Source organism: Wolbachia endosymbiont (group B) of Hofmannophila pseudospretella (assembly GCF_964028515.1).
Classification (GTDB): Bacteria; Pseudomonadota; Alphaproteobacteria; order Rickettsiales; family Anaplasmataceae; genus Wolbachia.
In genome coordinates this window covers 1-25,628 of sequence record NZ_OZ034788.1, presented here as the reverse complement: position 1 = coordinate 25,628, position 25,628 = coordinate 1, and the positions used below count along the sequence as shown (strand labels likewise).

The 25,628-nt window shown below is 34.5% G+C and carries 17 protein-coding genes and 1 pseudogene; 8 read left to right on the top strand and 10 right to left on the bottom strand.

Annotated features, from left to right (window positions below; genetic code table 11):
* Position 1: 1 nt before the first annotated feature.
* From ABWU24_RS00090 to ABWU24_RS00075, 4 genes are all read right to left on the bottom strand, one after another.
* Positions 2 to 1,696, bottom strand: a complete 1,695-nt coding sequence (locus tag ABWU24_RS00090; protein WP_341815986.1) for a WG repeat-containing protein — start codon at positions 1,694 to 1,696, stop codon at positions 2 to 4.
* A complete protein-coding gene (locus ABWU24_RS00085; protein ID WP_006280065.1) occupies positions 1,657 to 3,993 on the bottom strand; it encodes a glycosyltransferase in 2,337 nt (778 codons plus the stop codon). Before ABWU24_RS00085 ends, ABWU24_RS00090 begins: the two co-directional genes overlap by 40 nt.
* Positions 3,950 to 4,909, bottom strand: coding sequence for an NAD-dependent epimerase/dehydratase family protein (locus tag ABWU24_RS00080; RefSeq protein WP_006280064.1), 960 nt, complete (start codon positions 4,907 to 4,909; stop codon positions 3,950 to 3,952). The genes ABWU24_RS00085 and ABWU24_RS00080 overlap by 44 nt, the downstream gene beginning before the upstream one ends.
* Before the next feature lie 131 nt (positions 4,910 to 5,040).
* On the bottom strand, positions 5,041 to 5,802 hold the full coding sequence (locus ABWU24_RS00075; protein ID WP_010082157.1) for a sugar phosphate nucleotidyltransferase: 762 nt from the start codon (positions 5,800 to 5,802) through the stop codon (positions 5,041 to 5,043).
* A 693-nt stretch (positions 5,803 to 6,495) separates the two neighbouring features.
* Here ABWU24_RS00075 and ABWU24_RS00070 point away from each other — a divergent pair.
* From ABWU24_RS00070 to ABWU24_RS00060, 3 genes are all read left to right on the top strand, one after another.
* A complete protein-coding gene (locus ABWU24_RS00070; RefSeq protein ID WP_353274217.1) occupies positions 6,496 to 10,023 on the top strand; it encodes a DEAD/DEAH box helicase in 3,528 nt (1,175 codons plus the stop codon).
* A gap of 707 nt (positions 10,024 to 10,730) precedes the next feature.
* A complete protein-coding gene (locus ABWU24_RS00065; RefSeq protein ID WP_006280189.1) occupies positions 10,731 to 12,926 on the top strand; it encodes an AAA family ATPase in 2,196 nt (731 codons plus the stop codon).
* Positions 12,927 to 13,771: 845 nt separating this feature from the next.
* A protein-coding gene (locus ABWU24_RS00060; RefSeq protein ID WP_353274215.1) for an IS630 family transposase occupies positions 13,772 to 14,777 on the top strand; the annotation gives its coding sequence in 2 pieces (ribosomal slippage) (positions 13,772 to 14,281 and positions 14,283 to 14,777; 1,005 coding nt in all).
* 20 nt (positions 14,778 to 14,797) lie between these two features.
* On the opposite strand, the gene ABWU24_RS00055 is transcribed toward ABWU24_RS00060, so the two are convergent.
* From ABWU24_RS00055 to ABWU24_RS00030, 6 genes are all read right to left on the bottom strand, one after another.
* Positions 14,798 to 15,100 carry a hypothetical protein gene (locus ABWU24_RS00055; RefSeq protein WP_353274213.1) on the bottom strand — a complete coding sequence of 101 codons (303 nt, stop codon included), beginning with the start codon at positions 15,098 to 15,100 and terminating at the stop codon, positions 14,798 to 14,800.
* Between the two features lie 189 nt (positions 15,101 to 15,289).
* The gene (locus tag ABWU24_RS00050) at positions 15,290 to 15,649 is read right to left on the bottom strand and encodes a Bro-N domain-containing protein (RefSeq protein WP_353274211.1); all 360 of its coding nucleotides are present in this window, start codon (positions 15,647 to 15,649) and stop codon (positions 15,290 to 15,292) included.
* Positions 15,650 to 15,718: 69 nt separating this feature from the next.
* Positions 15,719 to 17,137 carry an AAA family ATPase gene (locus tag ABWU24_RS00045; RefSeq protein WP_341816037.1) on the bottom strand — a complete coding sequence of 473 codons (1,419 nt, stop codon included), beginning with the start codon at positions 17,135 to 17,137 and terminating at the stop codon, positions 15,719 to 15,721.
* 999 nt (positions 17,138 to 18,136) lie between these two features.
* Positions 18,137 to 18,274 carry a hypothetical protein gene (locus ABWU24_RS00040; RefSeq protein ID WP_341816093.1) on the bottom strand — a complete coding sequence of 46 codons (138 nt, stop codon included), beginning with the start codon at positions 18,272 to 18,274 and terminating at the stop codon, positions 18,137 to 18,139.
* The gene (ltrA, locus tag ABWU24_RS00035) at positions 18,271 to 19,818 is read right to left on the bottom strand and encodes a group II intron reverse transcriptase/maturase (RefSeq protein ID WP_264330863.1); all 1,548 of its coding nucleotides are present in this window, start codon (positions 19,816 to 19,818) and stop codon (positions 18,271 to 18,273) included. Before ltrA ends, ABWU24_RS00040 begins: the two co-directional genes overlap by 4 nt.
* A gap of 436 nt (positions 19,819 to 20,254) precedes the next feature.
* Positions 20,255 to 20,455 carry a hypothetical protein gene (locus tag ABWU24_RS00030; protein WP_012481961.1) on the bottom strand — a complete coding sequence of 67 codons (201 nt, stop codon included), beginning with the start codon at positions 20,453 to 20,455 and terminating at the stop codon, positions 20,255 to 20,257.
* Between the two features lie 650 nt (positions 20,456 to 21,105).
* Here ABWU24_RS00030 and ABWU24_RS00025 point away from each other — a divergent pair.
* From ABWU24_RS00025 to ABWU24_RS00005, 5 genes and pseudogenes are all read left to right on the top strand, one after another.
* Positions 21,106 to 23,169: an AAA family ATPase gene (locus tag ABWU24_RS00025; protein WP_341816039.1), complete on the top strand. Its 2,064-nt coding sequence runs from the start codon at positions 21,106 to 21,108 to the stop codon at positions 23,167 to 23,169.
* A gap of 42 nt (positions 23,170 to 23,211) precedes the next feature.
* A complete protein-coding gene (locus tag ABWU24_RS00020; RefSeq protein ID WP_265014527.1) occupies positions 23,212 to 23,712 on the top strand; it encodes a sigma-70 family RNA polymerase sigma factor in 501 nt (166 codons plus the stop codon).
* Positions 23,713 to 23,727: 15 nt separating this feature from the next.
* On the top strand, positions 23,728 to 24,531 hold the full coding sequence (locus tag ABWU24_RS00015) for an ATP-binding protein (protein WP_341816040.1): 804 nt from the start codon (positions 23,728 to 23,730) through the stop codon (positions 24,529 to 24,531).
* A 17-nt stretch (positions 24,532 to 24,548) separates the two neighbouring features.
* The gene (locus ABWU24_RS00010) at positions 24,549 to 25,355 is read left to right on the top strand and encodes an AAA family ATPase (RefSeq protein ID WP_341816041.1); all 807 of its coding nucleotides are present in this window, start codon (positions 24,549 to 24,551) and stop codon (positions 25,353 to 25,355) included.
* Between the two features lie 33 nt (positions 25,356 to 25,388).
* A pseudogene (locus ABWU24_RS00005) lies at positions 25,389 to 25,628 on the top strand (hypothetical protein); the annotation flags it as partial.

Sequence of the window (25,628 nt, the reverse complement as noted above, 5' to 3'; positions counted from 1 at the left end):
ATTAACACCTAATGTCAATAACTGATAAATAATCTGTTAAAGGTACAATACTAAAAATTTTAAGCCCTTTTACTTGTTTTAGTATTCTTTTCCAATCGCTCAATGTCCTTAGTTTACCCCCTGTTTCAACCATTACATTAATATCTACAGAACCTCCCACTGGGGAGTAGTAATCTAGGATAGTTTCTATCACTAAAACGCGTGGTATTCCTTTATTTTTTACCAATTTTAAATAAGACAATACCTTATTATCATCATAATGCTGCAGAAAGCGGCAAAAGACACCTAATTCATAATTTGTAGCTGATAATTCTTCTTGAGTTATGAGTTTAATTTTTAAATCTTCTACTGCCTGCCTAGGCACTTTATGTTCGTTGTAATAATATAAGCCTATAGAACCTTTATTGTGTATATCAGAATAAGCAAGAAATAAAGAGTGTACGCCAAATAGCAATATATTTTTAGCACCATCTATATTAACCCTAGAATTAAACTCTTTAGTGTCAAACCTGGAATATCCTAGCAATGCTTGGTAAAACGCTATTTTCCTGTCTTCTGATGTTTCTTTCTCCTTAAAAGATTCAAATGAAGATATTGACTCCTGCCTTAATATATCGGCAATTTTTAACCAATTCTTTTCAGCGGCAACCCTTGCCCACATTGCTGCTGCTTTAGGCAAAAATGGTATTTCCTTAAAACACTTACCTTTTGATGATAGTTGCCATAAGTCCTTGTTCTTATCGTAATCAATAAACCCTATTTCCCACAACGCCCTTAACAGCCTTTCTAGATTTGGAACGATAATATTTAACTTTTGAGATAAAACTGGCATAGTTGCAGGTAAGATATTTAACAAATCAAGTTCAATAGCAACATTTGCGAGGTAAGTTTTCCAAAAGGCTGAAAGTTCTGCAGAAATCTTATGCACTTGAGATTCTTTATCTAAATCAAAAATACTAAACTTTACGTTTCCGGTAATATCGATCTGTCCTAATACACCTTCAAAAGTTTCAACTTTTGCCATGCCATTATAGAATGCTTCTACCATTTTAAATCTTTGCCGGTAAACAGGATTGCCATTAATATCTATATGAAACCAGCCATGCTTATCTTCTGCAATAGCAAATCCTTTATGAAAAACATTAAGCTTTTTATACCATTTATTATGTACTAACTTTCCATGATTATTAATATGTGTAGCTTTACCATCTTTATGGACTACAGCGATACCATCCTTAAAATCCCCAACATAATTGTATTCTTGCTCATAAACTCTATTGCCGTTCAAATCAATATGAAAAAACTTATCATGCTTTCTAATCACACAAATATCTTCTTGGTAATTTCCAATCCATTGATACGAATGTTTGTATACTCTACATCCAGATGGATCAATATGGTAATACCCTGTGTCATCTTCTACGGCTGCTCTATTGCAGTAAAATCCAAAAGTTTTTAAAAATCTGTCGCGATAAATTGCTTCTCCCATTGCATCGATGTGATAAGCGCCTGTCTCATCATAAACTGGTGCAAGGCCAGGCTCGTGAAATTTATCAACTCTAATAAATCTATTTTTGTACAAAGGATTTTCTGACAATTGGTGAAACCTTTCACAGGGGGAAACCCTAATAGATTTAAGGTACTTACTATCTTTCATTAATTGACTAATGGTTTTCTCATGTTGCATGTTTTGCATAATTCATAGTTTAAATAATTCTTTTGTAAGTTTAGGTACTCGCTACTTTGCCATATTTCCTCCAGTTTAACTTCATTAACATTGCCAAAATCTCCTAATGTTTTGCGTAGTTCATCTGGAGCACAGCAGGGACTAAACTTGCCTTCATTGTTTATCCATGCTTCTTTACCTAAAAATGGGCACTGACCACCTGGAGCCAAATCCTTGATACCCTCTTGAGAAAGGATCGTAAAATTTTCTAATTTTATCTTTTTACCATTTGGCAATAGCATATTATCCCTAAGTTCATATAACCTTCCCACCTCCGTATTCCATCTACTAATTGCTAATTCATCTCTCCTCATAGATAGATCCTTAATTTCCTTAAAATGTGCCCAAAGATGATGTCCTTTAACTCTATCTATGCCATTTTTTATAGCCATCTCAACTATGTCGTAAAGTTCATGTAAATTACTTTCTAAAAATGTTAATTGTAAAGTAACGGTACACCTTTCACCTGTATCGCTAAAGTATTTATCTCTAACTTCAAGGAAAGTTTTTAAATTTTCTGTCACTACTTCCCATTTTGAACCTTTCATGATTCTTTCATGAGTTTCTTTAGTTGCCCCATTCCAGGAAATCTTAACATCAGATAAAATTGGTACCAATAGTTCAGCCCATTTTCTAGCTCCTTTAATAGGAAAAGAACCATTGGTCGTGAGGTTAAGCTTCAGGCCGAACTCATGGCACAAATTGATTATTTCATCAAAGCTTTTATACATTAAAGGCTCACCCATAGTAGAAGGAATGATTTCCCTTAAAGGTGTTCCATCTGCTTCCTTAATTACCTTCCTGATAGTTTCTATTGACATTATCTTGGGTTTTATCCCTTTAGCTTTCTTCTCCTCTTTAACTTTACTATATGGTGAAAAGCATTCACACATTACACAAGCAAAGTTGCAGTAATCTGGATTAGTATCAAAAGTAATTCTCCAAGGACCAGGTTTTGTAGCCACTGATTTGCCTTTATTTTCAATAACATTACGGTAAATTTTGTTAAGTTTCTCAGTATGCTCACTTATAGAAGGTACATTACCATTTTTAGTATAAAGATAGCCTCTTTGGGTCAGTTCACTGTATAATTCCTGGTCTGTAGATAGGACTTGCATTTTTTCTGACAAACTATTTGTATCTCTATGCTTAAATAATAGTCCGTTTATTCCATCTCTTACATATTCTGCCATGCCACCATAATCAGCCGTTATTACTGGTACACTCAGTTGCTGTGCTTCATGTATTACTAATGGTGAATTTTCACCCCAAATTGAAGGAACAACTATCGCATCAACTTTATTAAATACATCAGTAACTATATTTTTATTGTTATAACTTCCCATCCATTCTATCCTTTCTTTAACAGCATGTGGAAACTGATCGGCAATCGCTTTTAAAGTTTTAGTTTCTTCCCTTGCCGCTCCCCAAATTCTAAGTTTTGCTTTAGATGATAAGCGAGAAAAAGCCTTCAATAATAGGTCAACACCTTTCTCGGGAGTATGAGTACCTATATAACCGAAAATAAACCCTTTTTCTTGCACCCTATTTCTATTCTTAAGACGATTTAGATCAAAACCATAATCAAGATAAGAAATTTTGTTTATCGGAACATTAAAGTCTTGAGTAAATTTATCCATTAAGAATTTTGACGGAGCAATGAAGTAATCTATATAGTCCACTACTTTCTTTGTTTGCTTCATTCTAGTTGCAACCCATTGTTCCCAATAATTTAAGTCTGAATTCAAGAATTCTTCATCTCCTGTAAAATGCCCCTTGTAACATTGGGTTGCACATTTTTGATCCTTCTGTCCATCACAAAGCCGTAACAAATCTTCAGAATTACGTTGAATAAATCTTCCTCTTGGACACATTAACCAAAAATCATGTAGCGTAAAAATTGTAGGTATATTTTCTTTAAAAGCAACTTCTGGTAAAGTAATTGATAGATGATTAAGATGACCAAAATGTATAAGATCTGGTTGAAAGTTATCTATTATTCTTTTAAATTTTATATTTACTTCTTCATTGATAAATTTGTAACGATATTTAGTTGTAGGTATATTAATTAAATTCAGTAAGATCCGGGAATCACTACAGTCCAGAGCTATAGTATAATGGAAATCAGGTAAGAAGCTGTTTTCATGCCTAGTAAATATTTGTACCTCATTATTATTGGCTAGTTCATGGGCAAGAGTTTGGCTGTAAACCTCCGAACCAGCGCTATAATAAGGAGGGTAACCATGAATAACTTTTAATATTTTCATATATTACCATATCTATATTGTTAGGATATTCTTGTGTATTGTTTTGTAGACTTTTTATAAATTTACCTAATCCTACTTTTAATGAATGCTTTGGAGACCAACCAAGTAGCTCTTTAGCTCTAGTAAAATCACCATGGAACTTAGTTACGTCAAAATTTCTTGGAGGATAAAAATCAATTCTAGAATCACTTTCCGTGACTTTTAATATTGTTTTTGCTAAGTTTTCTAAAGTACATGGGCTATTAGTAGTAAGATGAATAGCAGGAAGAGAAGATTTCTCGTTTTGTAAATATTTAACAGTTAAGTATATACCCTCTATAACATCATCCAAATAGGTAAAATCAAAAACACATTCTTTACCTTCTATCCTAATTGGATCGCCTTTCAATGCATTGATACAGAGTGCAGGAATTACTCTACTACTATGATCTAGTAAACCACCATATACATTTGAGAAGCGTAATATTGCTACATTAAAGTTAGAACCTTTTAAATTTATTACTTGTTCTTCAATAAATGCTTTACCTTTGGCGTAATTATTTATTGGGTTGATACTAGCAGACTCTGCAACTGGTAGTTCCTTTTGTTCTCCATATACTTCTCTACTGCTTGCATATATAAACCATGGTTTATTCGGAAGCGACTTGCAGAATTCTAAGAATTGGATTGTACCATCGACATTAACTTTTTGGCACAATTCAGGATAAAGCTCACCATGTATAACTCTAGAAATTGCAGCCAGATGAATAACCCCCGTACACTTAGCGAGTAGCGGCATTATATCTTCTGAAAAAAAACTGAGTGGGTTGTCGCGAAACCTAATATCGCAGCTTATTACTTCATAACCCTGCTTTTCTAACTTTTCTACTAAAGCCGATCCTATCAAACCTGCAGCACCTGTTATTAATATTCCCATGTGTCCCTCTCACTACAACCAGGAAAATCTTTCACACCTATCATCTTACAAGTAAGACTTAAAAAGCATTATAAAACTAGTATAAAACAAATGTCAACTTAAATTAAGGATCAATGAATAAAAAAATATAGTTATGAAAGAAGGGTTGGTTGTCTTCTTCTATTTGCCTGAAAATAACGTTCTGCTTTGACCAAATCCTCTTTGTTATTTACCCCCATTGCTTCCTTTTCGTCAGCGACTACATAACCTGCACGTAAGTTATTGCTTGCTGCAATGGGTATTATATCATTAAGACAACATTCGTTGGTCGAATCATTAAATTTTACTTCTTTTATTAGGGTATAAAGATCTTTAGCGTATGAAACCATTATTCCAGAGTTTGCAAGAAGAATTTCATCTTCACTTTTCAAGACTTTTTGAACATTGTCATTATCATCAATTACTAATCTTCCATATTGCTTATCTTGACTATTAAATCCAAGAAGAACTAAATTTTTATTATTACACTTTAAACAATCAGTCATTCTCATAACTGTATCACTAGATATAAACGGGGTGTCTCCGTACTGTATTAAAACTATGTCTTGGTCAGATAACCGCTCCAGGCTTTCTAGGGCAATTTTAACTGCAGTGCCAGTACCTGTAATATTTTCTTGAATTATCAATTTTATATTATATTTATCAATTATATCTTTTAAGGTACTAAATCTTTCTAACTCCTTTAGAAAAGGCTTGTTAATGACAATTGATAGACTTTTTAAACTCAGCGGTTTTGCATTGTGAATTATATGCTCTAAAAGAGTAAAATTTCCTACTAGGTGTAGTGTTTTTGAGTACTGTGAATTCATTCTACTGCTTTTTCCTGCTGCTAATATTATCAACGTGTTATCCATACATAACTCAAGAACTTACTAGGAGGTAAGTTAAGTGATAATTAATGAGTTGTAAAGTCTACTATAGTTTCCTAAATGATCCAGAAAAAATAATTAACATGCTTGAAATATATAAATCCTCTATGACGCTAATATAGATTAGCCGATAAAGTAAGCTTCCCAGAACTACTCATTTATATTGACCCATCAGTACTTATACAAAAGCTAGTTGATCGAGAAAATAGGCAAATCCTTATCAACGGCCTACTACTTTTCCTAACTTATGCTTCCTTGTTATATTGTTGAGTATACTTTTTAAATAGTTTTTTTCTGTTTTCTATCAACCAATAGAAGTTTCTTTTAGCCCATAAGGATATTTATATAGGAACTGATATTTTCTATGCTGGCAAGAGTCTTGACGCCGTAAAAAAAACTACTCAATAATTGGGTAACTTCTGATGACATTTTCACTGTACATTTATCGCACAACATTAGTGCTACAATCACAGGTGTAAAGGTATTAAACAACCTTTAAAAAGTTTCACTTTTCCCTTAATCAATTTTTCCTTTGATATAAGTGTTTATTGCTTTTGCCCTCTCTGTTGTTATAATTAACATTTTGTAGTAGTTCAAGATGAGTTTTGCATATTCAGAGAAAATCGTCCATAGAATCAGCATCTAGCTTATCTAGGTTAAAATATATAGTTTTACAAGATGACTATTTATGGAAGAACATGGTGGGGTAAGAAGTGGCTCCAGTCTTTTGACGGAATAGATTATGATAACCGTCTTCCACGTGGCAGAACTTGTGCTAATACTGGTCGAGCTTTTGGTATTAAAATTAATGGTCACATAGTTACAGCTAAAGTTCATAGCTCAGGATCTTACCCATATCGTGGTTCAAAACCTCAACCATATAAAGTCAAAATTATACTCAATGAATTAAGCTCATCAGAACAACAGACCATTCGTCAAATTATTGAAACTTCACCAGCTATATTAGCTAAATTGATAAATAGACAATTATCAGCCAGCTTGTTTGATAAGCTTAATGATCTTGGGATTAAATTATTTCCTTCAAATTGGCAGGAGATGAATGCAAGTTGTAGTTGTCCTGATTGGGCTATGCCTTGTAAACACATTGCTGCTGTAATTTATCTTATTGCTGCAGAAATTGATAAAAACCCCTTCATGATTTTTAATATTCATAATTGTAATTTGTCAGCACTTATCGATGATTTTGGGAATGGAAAATTAGAAAATGCTCAAAACATTTTAAAGATAGATGATATATTTAAGGCATGTTCTAAAATTAGAATACATAACCAAGCAATTTTAAATGATATTGATTTATCAACTATTCCTAACCTTTTTGATTGTATCAGTAGTATTTTAACAGATAATCCACTTTTTTTTGAAAAAAACTTTCATAATATCTTACAGATAGCTTATAAGCATTGGCAAAAGTATCCTGCAGGAAGATTAGTGTACTATCCAGCTTCTAAGAAGGAACTATCAGAAGAGGAGCTATTTATTAAAAGATGGGGAAATATTGAGAATTGGCAAACATTTCAACTATTCATTGATGATCAGCATTACCTTACTCAAGTGAGCAATGGTACAACTAATTTATTTAGGCTCAGTGGAAATGTATTGAGGGATGTAGCACGATTTTTAAATGATATTCCTAGTTCGTTACTCCACAAACTTAACCCTGAACTTCGCTTCATGCATATGATTTCACAGTTTGCACATATGCTAATGGAAAAGTCAGCGCTAATACCACAAGTATTACAAAACAAAAGAGGAGAAGTAATAATTAGGTGGATTCCGGCGTTGTTTAATGAGTCAGTTAAGGAAATTCATAGCAAGATATCATCTATTTGTCCGCCTCTATTGATTAAATATCAAGAAATCGTTATGGAACCAGAGGAACAAGTAAATGTTGCTATCTCTCTCATCCTTTTAGGGTATATAGAAGATAACTTTCCTGCATCACTGGATAAGCATAGAGATAAATCCATCTTTGAATTATTCTTTACTGGAAGATCATACAAGTTTACTGAGTTTAGCAACAAGGAAATACCGCAAGCAATTAATCTCTGGCTTTCACGTCTTTATTTAGCAGATAAACCTTACAAACTCTATTTAATGATAAAAGATCACCATGAAAAATTTGAACTTGAGGTACAGTTATCACTGGATGATGAGAAGTCATTCATCAAGCTGGAAAAAGCACTCTCTAATCAAAACGTAAAGCTTAGTATTTTATCTGATCTTGCACTTTTGTCTGAATATATACCTGAACTAGAAAAGTCGATTGACGATAATAGCACATTATCATTTAATTTAGATAATTTTGCACCATTATTTTCGCATATCTTGCCTGTACTAAGAGCAATAGGCATCAAAGTTATTTTGCCGAAATCTTTACAAAAAATCTTAAAACCACAATTAAGTCTTAATTTGTCTACTAAAGATAAAATAAAAGAAGATCGCGAAAGCTTTTTAACGCTGGAAAATTTATTGAAATTTGATTGGAAAGTAGCAATAGGAGATAAAAAACTAAGCGTTACAGAATTTAAAAAATTGCTAAAAGATTCCCGAGGGCTTGTGCGAATAGTCGATCAGTACGTCCTTTTGGATGACAAAGAGGTAGAAGCTTTATTAAAAAAAATTGATAAATTGCCTGATTATTTAAGTCAAGCAGAGCTTATGCAAGCTGCTCTAACAGGAGAAGTAAATGAAACTAAAGTAGCATTTGACCAGCAGCTTACAAGCTTATTTAATAAACTTAATACTTACACACCTGTTACTACACCAAATAATCTAATAGCACAACTACGCCCATATCAAGAACGTGGATTTAGTTGGCTTGTACAGAACATAGAAAACGGGTTTGGTAGCATAATTGCTGATGATATGGGTCTTGGTAAAACATTACAGGTTATAGCAGCTATTCTGTGTTGCAAAAATACAGGGTTTTTGGATCGGGACAGAGTCTTGGTAGTAGCTCCCACAAGCATATTAAGTAATTGGCAACGAGAGATGGAACGTTTTGCACCAGAATTAAAGCTTTTCGTCTATCACGGACAAAATCGAGAATTGGCAAGTGATTATGATGTAGCTCTAACATCCTATGGTCTTGCACGTCGTGATAAAAAAGAACTTAATAAAATTCGCTGGTTTTTGCTCGTGATTGATGAAGCACAAAATATAAAAAATCCTAATACCGAACAAACCAAGGCAATTAAAACTATTGCAGCAAAACATAAGATAGCTATGAGTGGTACGCCTGTTGAGAATAGGTTGCTTGAGTATTGGAGCATTTTTGACTTTATCAACAAATCTTATCTTGGTACTCCTAAGCAGTTTAAAAGCAGCTTTGCAACACCGATTGAAAAAGCAAGAGATAAAACTTGTCTAGAAAGGTTTATGAAAATCACTAGCCCTTTTATGTTACGTAGGCTTAAGAGTGATAAAAGCATTATTCAGGATTTACCAGATAAAATTGAGAACAATCGTTATTGTTCCCTCACTTCAGAGCAAACAGCGCTTTATCAAAAGGTTGTTGATACAACTATGGAGAAGATAGAAAAAAGTGAAGGGATTGAACGTAAGGGACTAATCTTTAAACTTATCAATGCTTTAAAGCAAATTTGTAACCATCCATCACAGTTTGGCAAGAAAAAGCGTGCGAGTATTGAACAATCCGGTAAAATGCAGATGCTTGAGGAAATATTGATTAGTATTGGTGAAGTTGCAGAAAAATCATTGATATTTACTCAATACACTGAAATGGGTGAGATTATAGCTAGGCTACTTGAAGAAAGGTTTGAATCAGAAGTGCCATTTTTACATGGAGGACTTTCTAGAAAAGCACGTGATACAATGATTAATGACTTTCAAAACTTATTCCAGTCCAACATTCTTATAGTGTCTTTAAAAGCTGGTGGAACAGGGCTTAATTTAACAGCGGCAAACCATGTAATACATTACGATTTATGGTGGAATCCAGCAGTGGAAGCACAAGCAACAGATCGGGCCTATCGTATCGGGCAAGAACGTAATGTCATGGTGTACAGGCTACTTTCAACAGGTACATTTGAAGAGCGTATTGATGAGATGATTCAAAGCAAGAAGGAATTAGCAAACCTAACTATAAGTAGTGGCGAGAGTTGGATTACAGAATTTAACAACGATCAATTAAGAGATTTAGTTAATATAAAAAATGCACTATAATATAGCTGAGTTATTTAATGTAAAGAACCAGCTAACTACCGCTAATAGTTCAAAATAGAGACAAAGATTTATATTTCGTACTTTATGTCTCATTGGTAGGCAAAAAGCCTGTAATTACGTTTTAAAGTGATTCCACTTTAAACTGTACCCTTTAGCACCTGTAATGCCCTTTAAAATTTGAATAAAAAGCATCTTTAATAATTCTATTCATGAACCAAAAAGTAATTGCCGTTTTCAGAAACTTTTCATTTTTACAGATGGCTTGAAAAGATTATCATTAATAGGTAGGCCAAACTCCTCCAAAGAAAAAAGTTTTTAATTTTTTCAGAAAAAGTCATAAGAAACCCGGTATATATATAGTAGAGGGTTTTCTATCAAAGACACCATTATGAATTATATAGCAGAAAGAAAACATTAGTTTTTTTAATTTATTTTAAATATATCAACAGAATAAAAACTAAGTGGTTGACATGGTGGGTAAAATGTAGTAGAATTATAATGGAGTATTTTTCCTTAAAAGAAAGAAGATACTAAAACCTCACTTTTCACCTGAACTGACTTCCTTTACTTGTTAATATATTTTTCAAGCTTTGCCAAGAGAACCCCCACCGTAGTTTTTACTTACATAATGAAAGAGTAAGACCCCAATCAAAACAGCCTTACTCAAAAACCTTTCAAACGCTTAATCTTAAAAGGAGTTTCAACTTATGGTACAAGATTTTTTAACTGATGTCAAACAAAAAAATACTTTAAATGATGAATATTATGATTTTAATAATACTGTAGAACCATTAGAGCAATTTGATGTAGAAGAAATAAAAAGACAACTATTATTAAACATAAGATCATGCCTTTCTTATTTATTCCCAAGGGGAACTTTTCATGGAGATGAATTCCGAATAGGTGATGTGCATGGTAACAAAGGACAAAGCCTCAGAGTAGCATTAACTGGTGGAAAAGCCGGACTCTGGCAGGATTTTGCAACTGGGCAGAAAGGTGATGTTCTTGATATTTGGGCAGGTGCACAGGGAAAAGATACAAAGAGAGACTTTTGTGAAGTGATGGCCTCTATAAGTGAATGTCTTGGATATAACAAGAAATGCGCAAAGGCTGACGAAGACTTCGAGAAATTTATTACCCACAGTTGGAATTATTATGATGAAAATGGTCAGGTCATTGTAAAAATTTATCGTTCTGATCCTCCTAAAGGAAAAAAGCAATATAAGCCTTTTGATGTTAAACAATCTCGGTATGGTGCGCCAAAAGTAAGACCTCTCTATAACATACCAAGTATTTTAAAGTCTGATAAAGTTGTTCTGGTTGAAGGGGAAAAATGTGCAGAAGCGCTGATAGAACAAGGTATCACAGCAACAACAGCAATGTCTGGAGCAAACGCACCAATTGATAAAACAGACTGGTCACCACTTAAAGGTAAGCATATTATCATTTGGCCAGATAATGATGAAGCAGGTAATAAATACGCAAAAAATGCTGAAAAAAAGCTTTTAGAGATCGGAGTTGCATCACTTGCTGTGCTTGAAATTCCTCGAGGTAAGCCTGAGAAATGGGATGCTGCTGATTGTGTAGAGGAAGGTATAGATGTCAAAGAGTTTTTAGCTTCAACTCCGTTGCTTACTATTGATACTCCAGCTACTGATACTTCAAATATGAAAAGTTTAGAAAGATCCACAAAACAGCCACTTAACATTTTAGATTGGAGTGCAGAGCGCTTTGTAGGTCCGGTACCAGAGCAAAAGTTTCTTGTTGAAGGTCTATTTCCTTTAGGTGTTACTTCAATAATAGCAGCAATGGGAGATACAGGCAAAGGTATGCTTCTTCTTGACCTAGCGCTTAAGGTTGCAAGTGATAAGGATCAGATGTGTGGCTTTGGTTCACTTGTTACTGAACATGGATCAGTAGTGATTTTTTCAGCAGAAGATGATGCAAGTGAGATACACCGCCGCTTAGAACGACTCGACCCTAAGTGTGAAAGGTTGAAACATAAAGATAAATTATTTATTGTACCACTGCCAAACGTCAGAGGATCACTTACAATACTCAGAAATGTTCGTGGTAAAATCGTCGAAGTTTCTCCTGAATTCGAATCCGTAATGAAACAGCTCGAGGAAATTAAAGATCTGAAATTGATAGTATTTGATCCACTTGCTTCATTTATCCATGCAGATATAAATGCTGATCCTGCTGTAGGGGATTATCTAATGTGCTTATTATCTGATTTAGCATGTAGTACTGGAGCTTCGATAATTACTGCTCATCACATGAGAAAGCCAAAAGGAGAAAAACCAATATTAACTGCTGAACAAGCACGCGATGCAATTAGAGGTACCTCTGCTCTTGTTAATGGTGTTAGATGCTCATACGCTTTTTGGCCAATAGAAAATACAGCTAGGCTAGAAATCTTTAAGGCAGTAGGAGAAACACCAAGACAGAATGCTTTGTTTCATGGGGCAGTTGTGAAGGCCAATGGTTTAGCTGATCGCACTGTAAGAACTTACCTAAGAAATCAGGAAACAGGGCTACTAGAAGATATAACAATACAACTAACAGTTAAAAATGCTAGTGAAAAAGACCTTAAAATATGTCTTACTGATGCAATTACACGATCTGCTGTTGCAGGACACCCATTTACTCACACAGGAAGCACAGGAGTATATAAACAACGGCATAGGCTACCTGAGATTTTCCACAGTATGGGAAGAGATCGACTAGAGCGTATAGTTCAGGAACTTTTACAAGCAAAGCAGTTAGTTAAAGGAATGTCTACAGGTGCAAAAGAGGATAAGTGGCTTGACATTCCAACTGGACCATTTGCTTGTGGTATAGGAAAGTTCACTCTTGGAGCTGAAGATTTTAGCTATAGGCAAAATTTAATGTTAGGATAAGTCTTTCTTTATGGGTGGCTCTTTAAATATTTTAGAGTTGCCCTATTTTCTCTATTCAATCTACCATCTACTCAATCTAACTTCGGAGCCACAACCCTATTATAAGTTATGATTTCAATTAAAAAGGGATAAGACATCAAATGGTTGAATTATATTCCTGATTCCTTGGTTACTAAATAAGTAATGAGAAACTAGGAAGCTAAAGATCGCTTGAATCCTAACCTTTTGCCCTCTATTCCTAAAAGTGTTCCTAGTTATTATGTGTCTGAAGTCAGCCAGTATAGCGGATTCTGCGTTCCTAAAACCCTTATATATTATATATATATAATAGTAATAAATAATAATAGATAATATAAAATAATAGTAAAATACAAATAAAGTACAATAACTTAAACAGCAAAAAGAAAGAAGTCCAGAAAGGCTGCCACAAAATATTATTAAGATATTTACATTTAATGAAAAATACAATTAGTGCGTTTTTAAAAGGCTCTTACTCTCATCTTTTTTTTATGCTGATAAAACTCAAATAAACGTTGGTCTGCTAATGCGGTTTTAAAACGATTCTACGACTTCAGGGTACAATTATACCACCAAGACCTAAGTTGCTCATGTAAGGTAGCTTAAAAATCGATTATGAGGCATTTCTAAATTATTTTTTATCTCAAATTTTTATTTATTACAAAAAACCCTAAAGCTAGTCTATCATGTTTTTTTGTTGGTTGCAAAGAAAATTTTTCAAAAAAGATTGAACAACTTGTGGTGATACCAATTCCCACTATATAAAGAACAGATAGACAATAATGGGAAAGAAGTGATACTAAAGTAGATAAAATAGAGAGGTATAAATGGCATTAAGGTCAAAACTATTAGACGAAAAAGTTGTAAATTTGGCGAAAGAAATGTTAAAAAAGGTCAGAAATAACGCATATGTTTCAAAAAAGTTACAAGCGGTGATAGCAGGAAAAGAAAGTAGTATAAGCGCTGTGGCAAGAATATGTAAAATTTCAAGGACTGCTTTGACTGAATGGATAAAGCATCTAAAATTTGGTAGAGTAGAAAGATTATTTTCCCCGTCTCAGCGGCGAAGAAAAAGCAAATTAAACAAAAATCAACGTGAGCAAATTGAAATATGGGTAGAAAGAAATCCAAATATTACTATTAAGGAAGTGCAAATAAAAATCTCAGAGGAATTTGGCCTAAACATTAGCAAATCAACAGTGCACCGTGAGATACAAAGGATGAAGTTTTCTTACATAACACCGAGGCCAATTCACCATAAACAAGATAAAAACAAGCAAGAAGAGTTTAAAAAATACTTCAATAAAATAGTCAATTCCCACCCTGAAAAGGAGGTATTTTTTTGATGAATCACGATTTGGAACTCATTCAAAAATCGGACACGGATGGTTTAAAAAAGGGGTCAGAACACAGGTTAAAATGAAAATTGGTAGACAAAATTTCTATATCTACAGTGCGGTAAATCCAAGAAGTGGTAAGAAAATTAGCCTACTTGCTCCATATGTAAACACTGATTGTATGAATATATTTCTGGAGCAGATGTCGAAAGATTTAGGCACGAAAGAAGCCTTTCTTGTAATGGATTGTGCAAGTTGGCATAGATCAAAAAGTTTGAAAATTCAGGAAAACATTACCATCATATACTTGCCTCCTTATTCACCGGAACTGAATCCTGTTGAAAGGTTGTGGCAATATATCAAATACAATACTTTACGCAATAGTATCTACGATACCATAGGTTTACTTGAAGATGTTTTGTGTAATTTTATTGTCAATATTTCCAGTACTACTATTAAACGAGTTTGTAATGTTTCTTATTTGTTCGGTCAGTAATGGATTTTGGTATGAGAACTTTAATCTTTAATCCTCTTTAAAAAGTTATCTGAAGAAACGACTTTCACACCTCTAGCTTTTTCGAATGCCTCTCTTGCTGTGCCTGCGTTCTTACCTCCTTCCTTTGCCGCCTCTAAATTTTTATTATAGCCCTGTGCATCTTTATCTTTTATTTCATCAATGGTAGCCTGTTCTCCTAGCATGTTAAAAATTAATTCAATTGGTGTCATATGGTCTCTTAGTGGTTGTTTCCTCAAGCCTTTTATTTCCTTATGGTGCTTTGTTTTTACTCCAAACGTTCCCTCAGAAATTACGTCTGTCAATATTGCGTATTCTCTACCTTCAATATGCTTATTATTGTGGTCAGATATATTTCTGTTACCCCATTCTTTTGTTAGTTGATTTCTGACAGCTATCGACTCTATTCTCTTTTGTATCCATTCCTGAGGGTACCCTTTTGCAGCATAATCGGCATAGATTCGTTTGAGTGCAAGTTCAGGGTTTTCATATTCTTATAGCCTTTCATATCCAACTTTTGCAAGCCAGCGTTTAAATTGTTCAACTCTTTTGGAAGGAATAGACTGCAAAATACGAAATAACCCCTCAACATTTGTACAATTAACATTCTGTTTACCACCTTTTGTTTTAATTTCAAGGGGGGTGACAAATTGTCCCCATCCTTCAGAGAGCCCTATATCTCTGCTTTTTATCTTTTTTAGATAGTCAGATGGGTTCTTACTACCTGTCAGAAAAGCTATTACTTCTGTTATTACGTACCACCATTCTCCATCGTGTAATACTCTAGTAAAATTGCTATTATCAAAAGCAGTAGTTTCAATATCTCCCTCTTTTAAAGTTAAAGTATCAGTCATAAGCAACCTCTATAAGTTAAGAATAAACATAAAAACTAAAAAGACACTATTTTTAAGTCAGAAAAACCATTACTTACAATTTAATAATTTTCCAAAATCAATTATGTGTGAAAAGTAATCACTATCTATAACATCATCACTTACATCATTAACGTGGATAAGGACTGGACGACATGAAAAGCCTTTTGGACGATTTAGTGCATCTATTTTCTTTTGTACCTCTTGTATTATTGAATGACCAATTTTATCTTTTGAAAATTTGATTTCGCAAATGTAGAGAGTGTTAAACTTCGTTTGAATCATATAATCAATTTGACAACCTGCACTATTACGTGTTCTTTTCTGAAAAAATGGATTCTCGCTTATTATTCCATCAATCCCTAAGATATTATGTATGCTCTTTCTATTGTTCAGCACCAAATTTTCAAATTGAAGCCCAATAATTGTATACCACTCTGGTAAGAACCCTATAGAATAGGTGTCACGACTAATTTTCCCTAGATCTTTTTCGATATATTTTAGATAAAACCTTAAATAATTATCTTGAAGTCTGTATCTCCTGAGTCGTGAATCAGTACCAGTTTTTATACTCCAAGTATGATCTTTTGCAATAAAACCAGCAAGCTCAAGCTCATGTAGATACTCAGAAATGCGTCCATGTCTTACGATATTTAAAGTAGCACAAATTTCTTCTTGTTCTTTAGCTCCAGTAGAAAGAGCTCTGACTATTTGCTTATAAAAAGCCGTTTTTCGCATGAATAAATCTGAGAATATTTGATTAAATTCTTCAACTAAAAACCCACCTTTTCTAAAACAAAGCCTTTTAATATTTTCTTCAGCGCTATGCTTAAAATTTACCTCTTCTAAATACTTTGGAATTCCGCCAGTTACTGCAAGCACCTTGAACTTTTCATATGCTGAAATATTTTTTGGCCAAAATTCATTGCAATCAGAAAGTGATAATTCTCCGAGTGTTAAAGTTAACGATATTCTCCCTACGAAACCAGTACTACTAAGTATATTTTTCTCGATCCATGATGAAGCTGATCCACAAACAACGAAAATTAGCTTGTTATTATTTTTTAGCTGCGTATCCCAAAAATTTTTTATTTTGCCTAAAAAGGTTGGATCTTTTGAGCCCATCCAAGAAATTTCATCAAACAGCAATAATGTTTTTCCTGATAGTAGACGTTCACCAACTGCCCATAGTAAATCGCTCCAGTCATCATACCTAGCAAAAGATGTATTAAATTGTCTAGCAACTTGTCTAGAAAATTCATTAAGTTGGTAGGACATTGTAGTATGCTTTTCTGGTGGCAAACCTATAAAGGAGTAATATTGTTCAAAATACTTACCAAACTCTTGAATTAAACGACTTTTTCCTATACGACGCCTTCCTTTGACTACTACAAAAGATGCAGTATTTTTTTCTGTAAGCTCCAGTAGTTGTTTTAACTCAGTTTTTCTACCAATAAATAATGGAGACATAAAACACAAAATATAAATCTTTGTCTCCGTTATACTAGATAAAATTGGAGACGTAAATAAATAAATTTAGATCTTTGTCTCCATTCTGAACTATTAAGCGGTACATAGGTTTTAGATGCAGAAAAAGCTCAATAGAAAAAAATGATCCATTTCTGTAATTTTAGGTACATTCTTTCACCTATATCCAAAGAACCCCTATCAAACAAATCATATCCTCTTTTTCTGGAATACTCCCAAATTGGCTGAAATCTTGAACGGAATACATATTGTAATTTAATTGTTAGGACATTTATATTATAAGCAAAACAGAAATTTAATAACTATAAGGAGAAAACCTACGTTTTAAAGCTAGCTACAATTTTTAAGTAAAGCAGTAGCCACCTGATTAAAGATCGCTTATAAAACAACTCTAAACTCAACTAAAAGGTATTTTCAGTAGTCTTACTATCACGAAAGAAACTTACATGTAAGTTTAACACGATTTTCATGCCTTGTAAAGAAAATTTTTTAAAAAGAATTTAACGTTTCCTGTCTCAGATCTTTTTTTAGAGAGCTATCTACAAGGGTTAAAGAATAAATAAGAATGAAAAATATAAATAGGGTATTATTATATACCTTATTTTTATTATTTATAATAATAGGTTTTTCCTCTAAACTAAGAAACACTCAAAATCAGCCAAGGAGCAGCCTTTTATGATATTATAGTAGTTTGCTTGACTTGTAACCTTAAATTATGTTAAACTCCTCTACAGTAGCCCACTTCTCAGCTTAATGAGATTTCATTTTCCAATCTAAAATGGCTTAAACTGCCAAAAATCTATGTAATCCCGAATCTAAAGCACTTAATTCACAAACAATTATTATTAATAGTTTTACTAATGCAGCATTTTGTGGCTACTTCTTATAGATGGAAAATCTCTCACCTGGGTATATTGTAAACACGTTAAGCTCTATTAAAGTTTAATAGAAAAATCGTAATGAAAAAAATTTTAGAGCAAATCATATTTCGGACTGGTCAGGTAAGGAAGCAGTATTACTACTACCCCCTCCCTTAGAAACGCAGCATGCAGGTTTCCCAACACTACGCTTGAGCCCCTTATCTAAGTTCTTCTTTTCTAGAACCGGCTTGTCCTTCATGATTCCTCAGGAAACATCATTCTTAATGGTGACACCAACAGTAGAGAACCTTCTCTTGAGAAAGAGCTTGCTAACATTCTTGTTCGTTTCACTCTCTCATCAAAATACTTTTTCCATTTTAAGTCAAGGGGATTTGCATCCGCTCTGATTTTAACATGTCGTCTGATAGGTATATCAATCAGCTTAAGCAGTCTTAAATACCGTATCTCTTTTGGTTTGTTCTTGCATAGGGGTGCAGCAAAAACCCATTGGCGTTGACCCATTACTTTGAAGTAACGATTCTTTATCCAACGTAATCCTTTACGAGGATGTCTTTTCTTTGCCCATTTCCATAAACTATGCCAAATTTCATTGTCGATCTTTCTAAACGCTTTTTTAGCACACACATGGTGATAGTAATTTCCCCATCCTCTCAGTAGAGAGTTGAGTGACTTAATTACTATAGCCTGAGTGTTCGCTATATTTGCTTTTATCAATGTACGTGCTTTATTAAGAAGTCTTTTAATACTTTCTTTCGAAGGTTTAATAATTAACTTCTTATTATATCTACGTACATTACAACCAAGAAAGTCAAACCCTGTTGTGATAGATGTAATCTTTGTCTTCTCTTCTGACAGAATTAAACCTCGCTCATGAAGAAAAGATGATACTAAAGGCTTAACTTCCTTTTCCAGTACTTCATGTGTGAAACCTGAAATAATAAAGTCGTCTGCGTATCTGATTACATTCACTCCACTTCTGATTTTGTTTCTTTTTCTACTGCCGAGTTTACCAAATCGACTTTCCAATAACTTTTCAAGTCCGTTTAAGGCTAAATTGGCTAGTATTGGAGAAATTATACCACCTTGCGGGGTACCTGCAGTTGTGGGATACAGAGTTTTTGATTCTAGGAAGCCAGCTTTTAACCAACTATGCAGAATTTTTTTCTCCATAGGAATATGCTTCATAAGCCATTCATGATTAATGTTGTCAAAGCATCCTTTGATATCACCTTCAAGTATCCATTGTAGTTGATTACGACTTGCCAGTAACAAATGACAAGCTACTGTAGCATCTGCACAGGATCTTTTAGGTCTAAAGCCATAGGAGTGACGATCACTGATCGTTTCAGCTATCGGTTCCAGAGCAAACAGATATAATGCTTGCATGGCTCTATCTTTTATCGTGGGTATTCCAAGAGGTCTTCTTTTGCCATTAGATTTACTGATATAAATCCGTTTTAGCGGAGAAGGTTTATATCCTCTTTGCTTTAACTGCTTTATTCCTTGAAATTTAGCATTGCAAGTTGACCATAGTTGACGATCTACACCCGCTGTGTTTTTTCCTTGGTTTTCAGTTACTCTCTTAACAGCCAAAGCTTTTCCGCTAAAAGAGCGTGTGAGAAGATGTTGTAAAGTTTTTACCTTACCCCATCTTCCTTCTTGGACAGCCTTAACAATACGTCTTTGTAGCCTCACAATAACTTTCTGGCATTTCTTCCATGGCAACTGCTTCCATGCTTCAAAGCTTTTGGTAGATGCACTTACAGGTTTACTTGTAATCATCTGCTTTCCTACCTTAAGTGGTTAACAAAGTTTCTTGTCACGAGGGACCAAACGGAAGTCTGCTCGTTTTCACGCGAATTAATGTTACAAATTCTATCCATTTCGTTACAAAATGGCATTCGCTTTCTCCATTCTCCTTTACCTGCACTTCCATCAGCATTCCTTGCGGTTTGCTTGCCATGTAGGCGAAAATACAGGCTTACCCTGTTTCTCCAGTCATACAATAGTGGGTTAGGTGGCTTCTCTATACCGGTGGAGTTATTATTTGCGTACATCTAGAAATGAAAAAATGTAACTTATCCACATTACCTTTTGGTCAGAGCTTATCAGCATCTTTAGCTCTTTCATCGTATCGGTACTTATAAAGCTTCACTTACGTTCACCATACCACTAGCCTAGCCCTCCAACCACATGATGCTTGCAGTTTATGCCCCTCTCACGATTGAGCATCTTCTTTTTCAAGAGGAGGTTCATTGTCCGCATCGCTTGGCACCAACCGGTTGCCCGATTCGCACTGATGCGTAGACTCAGACGGCAAAACATCTGGTTTAATAAGTTTTAGAATCCTTTCAGTTTCTTTCTGAATGAATTCCTCTCCTTTTAAACAATATGACCGAAGACTTTCAGGTCGCACCATTTCTAGTATATATCTGTTATGGAGGAGAAAAAAGGATGGCTTATTTGGTTATTCTCATAAGCAAAGTGTAGTATATTTTGCAACATAATGCAGATGCAACTTATAGGCGGCTTTTTTGTTTAAAGTTAAAATGAAATTAAATTTTGTAATTTTTTTGAGGAGTGTAAGTTGAGAGCAGAGTTAAATTTTCAATATCACCATTTACCTCTACAGAAGAGAACTTTTTTAGTGTTGCCTATATATTTTTGTAGTTTTTCGGACGAATTTGAAATTGAACGTATATATATACTACAGGGGCATATGAAAGATAAGAGAACGGAGTTGTGCAAAATTTTCTAAAAAGTGACCAGTTTTTGTAATTTTGTTGAACTTACTATAGTAAGACCTAGCAGCCTGGTCTTCTGAATTGTAAATATTTGGGGTAAATATGGACAGTGTCAACTTACGCTTGAAAAAAAATTTCTCCTCTCTTCCGGAAAAACATGTGAGAAATCCGGTATTACTATAGTAAAAGGTACAGAGACATCTCTCTACCCACTTATGACTGTATTTTAAATTACCAAACCTTTAAGAACATCATCATGAGCTATGTAACAGAAAAAAAGACATTTTGTCAACAAACATAGCTTATTTTAACAGGAGAAAACAATATGCATGACAAGCAAGCTTTATTTGAAAGAGCAGCAGAAGTAAAAGCAGAACTACTCTCAAGAATAGAATCATCTTTATCCTACTTATTACCAAATGGTACTTTCCACGGAGGTAAGTTCTATGTTGGTAATATTAGGGGAGATAAAGGGAAAAGTTTAGTAGTAGAAACAAGAGGAGAAAGAGCCGGATTATGGGTTGATTTTGCTACGAGTGATGGTGGTGACATCTTTGATCTCTGGCGGGATGTTACTGGCAAGACGAAGTTTCTTGATACCATAGAAGATATAGAAAAATGGCTTGGCCGTTCAACATTTCAACCAAATCAGTTGGAATACTTAAATCAATCAGAAATACATTGGGATTACCACGATGAAAACAACCAAGTAATAGCTAAAATTTATCGTTATTATGATGCTGCAGGAAGAAAACGATATAGCTGTTTTGATGTAAAAAACTCAAGTAGTACTGCACCAAACCCAAGACCTTTATATAATATTCCAGGTATAATTAAATCTGACAAAATTGTTTTCGTTGAAGGTGAAAAATGTGCTGAAAGTTTAATAAATAAAGGCATAACGGCAACAACAACGATGTTTGGGGCAAATGCACCTATTGAGAAAACAGATTGGACTTTACTAAAAGGTAAACATATTATCATTTGGCCAGACAATGATGAAGCAGGCAATAAATATGCCAAAAACGCTGAAAAGAAACTTTTAGAACTTGGTGTTGCATCACTTGTCACGCTTAAGATTCCTCAAGATAAACCAAAAACTTGGGATGCTGCTGATTGTATTCAAGAAGGGATAGATGTTGAAAAGTTTTTAGCTACAACTGTTCGCATACCATGTAGAAAAAACGTTACCTTCTTTCTTGCAGATCAATACTTAAACGAGAAATCTTCTGGACCAGGTGATATTATTGAGCCAAGAGTTTTAACTCCAGGTGGTCTTTTAGTATTTGGTGGAGCTCCGAAGGTTGGTAAAAGCGATTTTCTCATCTCATGGCTTACATATATGGCTGCAGGAAAATCATTTCTTAGCATGTCACCTACTAAACCTTTACGAATTCTTTATCTTCAAACAGAGGTTGGTTATTTCTACATGTGTGAGCGCATGAAACAACTTAAACTTGATCCAGAGGTTCGTAAATTAGTTTCCTGTAATTTAGCTATTACACCACAAACAAGGCTGCTTTTAAATGAAGACGGCATTAAAGACATTGTCACTGAAGCAGAAAAGATCTTTGATCCAAGTACAGTTGACGTCATTGCCATTGATCCATTACGTAACATTTTTGATGCTGATGAACATGGTAGTGAAAATGATAATAATGCCATGATTTTCTTTCTCCAGGAGAGAGTTGAAAAACTGCGTTCTCTAATCAATCCAGATGCTGGAGTAATTTTAGTGCATCATACAAAAAAAATGCCAAAGAAGTTATTGGAAGAAGATCCATTTCAAAGCTTTAGTGGCGCAAGTAGTCTGAGGGGATTTTATACTACTGGGATGGTCATGTTTAGGCCGGATGAGAAAAACAGCAATCGTCAATTGATATTTGAGTTACGTAACGGTCATTCCATTTCACCAAAATGCGTTGATAAAGTTAATGACCATTGGTATGAGATTGATCCAGAGTCACATAGGCTAGTGAATAAAGATTATGGTGAAAAACTAGATGCCGAACGTTCTCGTAGATATGACATCATCTTGGACTTAATATGTGCAGAAGGACGTAAGGGTCATGCTTATACAATTAATCAGTTTTGTCAGGCATTTGAAAATAAAGAAGGTCTTGGCAGTACACATTCTATACGTGATCGTCTCGATGTCCTTGCTACCAAAGGCTACGTTAAATTCAACAAGGAAGGCAAAAACGCTGCAAGAAACAAATACGGAGTACTTTGCGTTGAAGGTATGGAATTTGGGCAAAAAATATTTGATCCAGAGAAGAACAAAAAGGTTACAGTCTATCACAGATTGCTACCCACACACTACAAGTCACCACACTATGGCAGCGTAATTCCTGTAGAAAATCCAAATACTTGGGTTTATCACAATTAAATCATTAATATTTCAATCATTTCTTAACTAGAGGGACAAAATATGCATTCTAAAAATTCCTATGTTGGCATTAACCCAAAAGTTGTTAAACACATACGACACTATGCTAAACTTCTGAAGAGAGGAAAAGCTTTTGCTTGTAAAGACATTGAAGATGTTGAGCAAGATCTTTTACTTGACTGTTTACCTGGCCTTAATGAACTTGAAGGGCATTTTATAAAACAGTACGTTAAATGCCGTGCTCTTAATTTAAAAGAAAAAGAACTATGTAAAAAACGTACCATTAATTTTGTTGATGAAACTTTACACGAAGAGAGTGATGAAAGTCTTGAATATAGCTCCGCGGTACGGATTGATGTAAATGAGGCAATTGCAAAGTTACCTCGAGAGTTAAGAAAAATATGTAAACTATTGGCAGAAGATCACAGCATTTGTGAAATTTCCAGAAGGACTGGTATACCAAAATCAACTCTCTACGACACAATTAACAAATTACGCAAAGAGTTTTCCCACCTAAAAACATACCTAAAACGAGATTTCTAACTATAGGGGGAAAATATGAAAATAATAAACAGCAAAGAAAGGACAAAAATGGTCACAGGTGTAAAGATAGTAATCTTTGGTCCTTATGGTATAGGTAAAACTAGTCTCTTAAAGACCATAAATGAACCAACACTTTGTCTTGATTTTGAAGCAGGACTTCTTGCTGTTCAAGATTGGCAAGGAGATTCAATCAGTATTCGCACTTGGAATGAGGCCAGAGATATTGCTTGTCTTATTGGTGGGCCAAACCCTGCACTAAAATCTGATCAAGCATATAGTCAAAAGCACTATGAACATGTATCTGGTAAGTACAAAGATTTTTTCTCTGAGTTTTCTAAATACCGATGCATCTTTGTGGATAGTATAACCGTTGCTTCACGTTTATGTCTATTATGGGCGAGGATGCAACCTGAAGCTTTTTCAGATAGATCAGGAAGAGAAGATAAAAGAGCTGCTTATGGGTTGCTTGCTCAAGAGATGATGGCTTGGCTCAATCAGTTTCAACATATCAGAGATAAAGACATCATAATAGTTGGCACATTAGGTCAATATCTCGATGACTGCAATCGTCCAACTTGGCTACCTCAATGTGAAGGAGCTAAAACTGCTAGTGAGATTCCAGGGATAGTTGATGAGGTAATCAGCATGGTTGGAATCAAGAAAGATGATGGAACAGAGAAACGTTCATTTGTCTGTCAGACTATTAATACTTGGGGATACCCTGCTAAAGATCGAAGTGGCTGCCTTGATATGGTTGAAGAACCGCATTTAGGTAAATTACTTGCGAAAATTAAAGCCAAAACTTTGCTGTTTAATTAAAAATTGGAGAAATTATTATGGAACAAAGCTTTTTCAATATCGGTCAAAAAATTCCCTTTTTCAGTGTAAAAGAATACTTGGATGATCAATCGCCAATACCAGAAGATATAATCGCACCAAGGATTCTAACTAAAAGAGGTCTATTGGTACTGGGTGGCCCACCTAAGATTGGCAAGAGTGATTTTCTAATTTCATGGCTTGTCCACGTGGCTGCTGGAGTTTCATTTTTGGGTATGACTCCAAGCAAACCTATGAAAATTTTCTATCTGCAAACTGAAATCGAATATGACTACATGAAAGAACGGTTGCAACAACTTCAGCTTGATGAGGAACTTCTGAATATAGCTGCCAATAACTTAATTATCACGCCAAGAGTGCAATTATCTTTTACCAGTGAAGAAATAGATGAAATTAAAAATGTTGTCAAAGAGCGTTTCAAACCTGATATTATCGCCGTCGATCCTCTTCGCAACATCTTCAACTCAAGTGAATATGGTAATGAAAATGACAACAGCGCTATGCTATTCTTTTTGCAAAAAACGCTTGAAAGACTGAGAAATGTTATCAATCCAGATTCGGGCATAATACTCACTCACCACACAAAAAAACTGTCCAAAAAGATGCTGGAAGAAGATCCATTTCAAGGCCTAAGCGGTGCTGGATCTTTACGTGGATTTTATAGCACTGGCATGGTGATGTTTGCTCATGATGAAGAAAGCACTACCCGTCAAATAGTGTTTGAGCTGCGAAATGGTGAACGTGTGGCAAGCAAGCTTGTCGATAAGATAAATGGTCGTTGGAAACTTGTAGACCAATGGAGTTGATTCTTTTTTTCACTTAATTTATAGGAGGACAATATGTTATCAGATTTTTTAACTGATTTTAATACTGCAAAATTACAAGGTAATTTAATACCAAAAGGTACAATAGTCAAGGTAAAAATGGCAATAAAGCCTGGAGGTTATGAAAATTGGTTCACTAAAAGCTATGCTACCGGCAGCATCTATTTAAACGCTGAATTTATTGTTACTGAAGGTCCATACGCAAAACGCAAGATTTTTCAAGTAATTGGTATTAAAAGTGGCAAAGCAAGCGTT

Coding starts and splice junctions, on each gene's coding strand:
- ltrA (WP_264330863.1), bottom strand. CDS start 19,818: ATGATTACAAGTAAACCTGTAAGTGCATCTACCAAAAGCTTTGAAGCA.
- ABWU24_RS00080 (WP_006280064.1), bottom strand. CDS start 4,909: ATGGGAATATTAATAACAGGTGCTGCAGGTTTGATAGGATCGGCTTTA.
- ABWU24_RS00075 (WP_010082157.1), bottom strand. CDS start 5,802: ATGGATAACACGTTGATAATATTAGCAGCAGGAAAAAGCAGTAGAATG.
- ABWU24_RS00020 (WP_265014527.1), top strand. CDS start 23,212: ATGCATTCTAAAAATTCCTATGTTGGCATTAACCCAAAAGTTGTTAAA.
- ABWU24_RS00045 (WP_341816037.1), bottom strand. CDS start 17,137: ATGTCTCCATTATTTATTGGTAGAAAAACTGAGTTAAAACAACTACTG.
- ABWU24_RS00010 (WP_341816041.1), top strand. CDS start 24,549: ATGGAACAAAGCTTTTTCAATATCGGTCAAAAAATTCCCTTTTTCAGT.
- ABWU24_RS00090 (WP_341815986.1), bottom strand. CDS start 1,696: ATGCAAAACATGCAACATGAGAAAACCATTAGTCAATTAATGAAAGAT.
- ABWU24_RS00015 (WP_341816040.1), top strand. CDS start 23,728: ATGAAAATAATAAACAGCAAAGAAAGGACAAAAATGGTCACAGGTGTA.
- ABWU24_RS00085 (WP_006280065.1), bottom strand. CDS start 3,993: ATGAAAATATTAAAAGTTATTCATGGTTACCCTCCTTATTATAGCGCT.
- ABWU24_RS00030 (WP_012481961.1), bottom strand. CDS start 20,455: ATGGTGCGACCTGAAAGTCTTCGGTCATATTGTTTAAAAGGAGAGGAA.
- ABWU24_RS00040 (WP_341816093.1), bottom strand. CDS start 18,274: ATGAAGGACAAGCCGGTTCTAGAAAAGAAGAACTTAGATAAGGGGCTC.
- ABWU24_RS00065 (WP_006280189.1), top strand. CDS start 10,731: ATGGTACAAGATTTTTTAACTGATGTCAAACAAAAAAATACTTTAAAT.
- ABWU24_RS00025 (WP_341816039.1), top strand. CDS start 21,106: ATGCATGACAAGCAAGCTTTATTTGAAAGAGCAGCAGAAGTAAAAGCA.
- ABWU24_RS00070 (WP_353274217.1), top strand. CDS start 6,496: ATGACTATTTATGGAAGAACATGGTGGGGTAAGAAGTGGCTCCAGTCT.
- ABWU24_RS00050 (WP_353274211.1), bottom strand. CDS start 15,649: ATGACTGATACTTTAACTTTAAAAGAGGGAGATATTGAAACTACTGCT.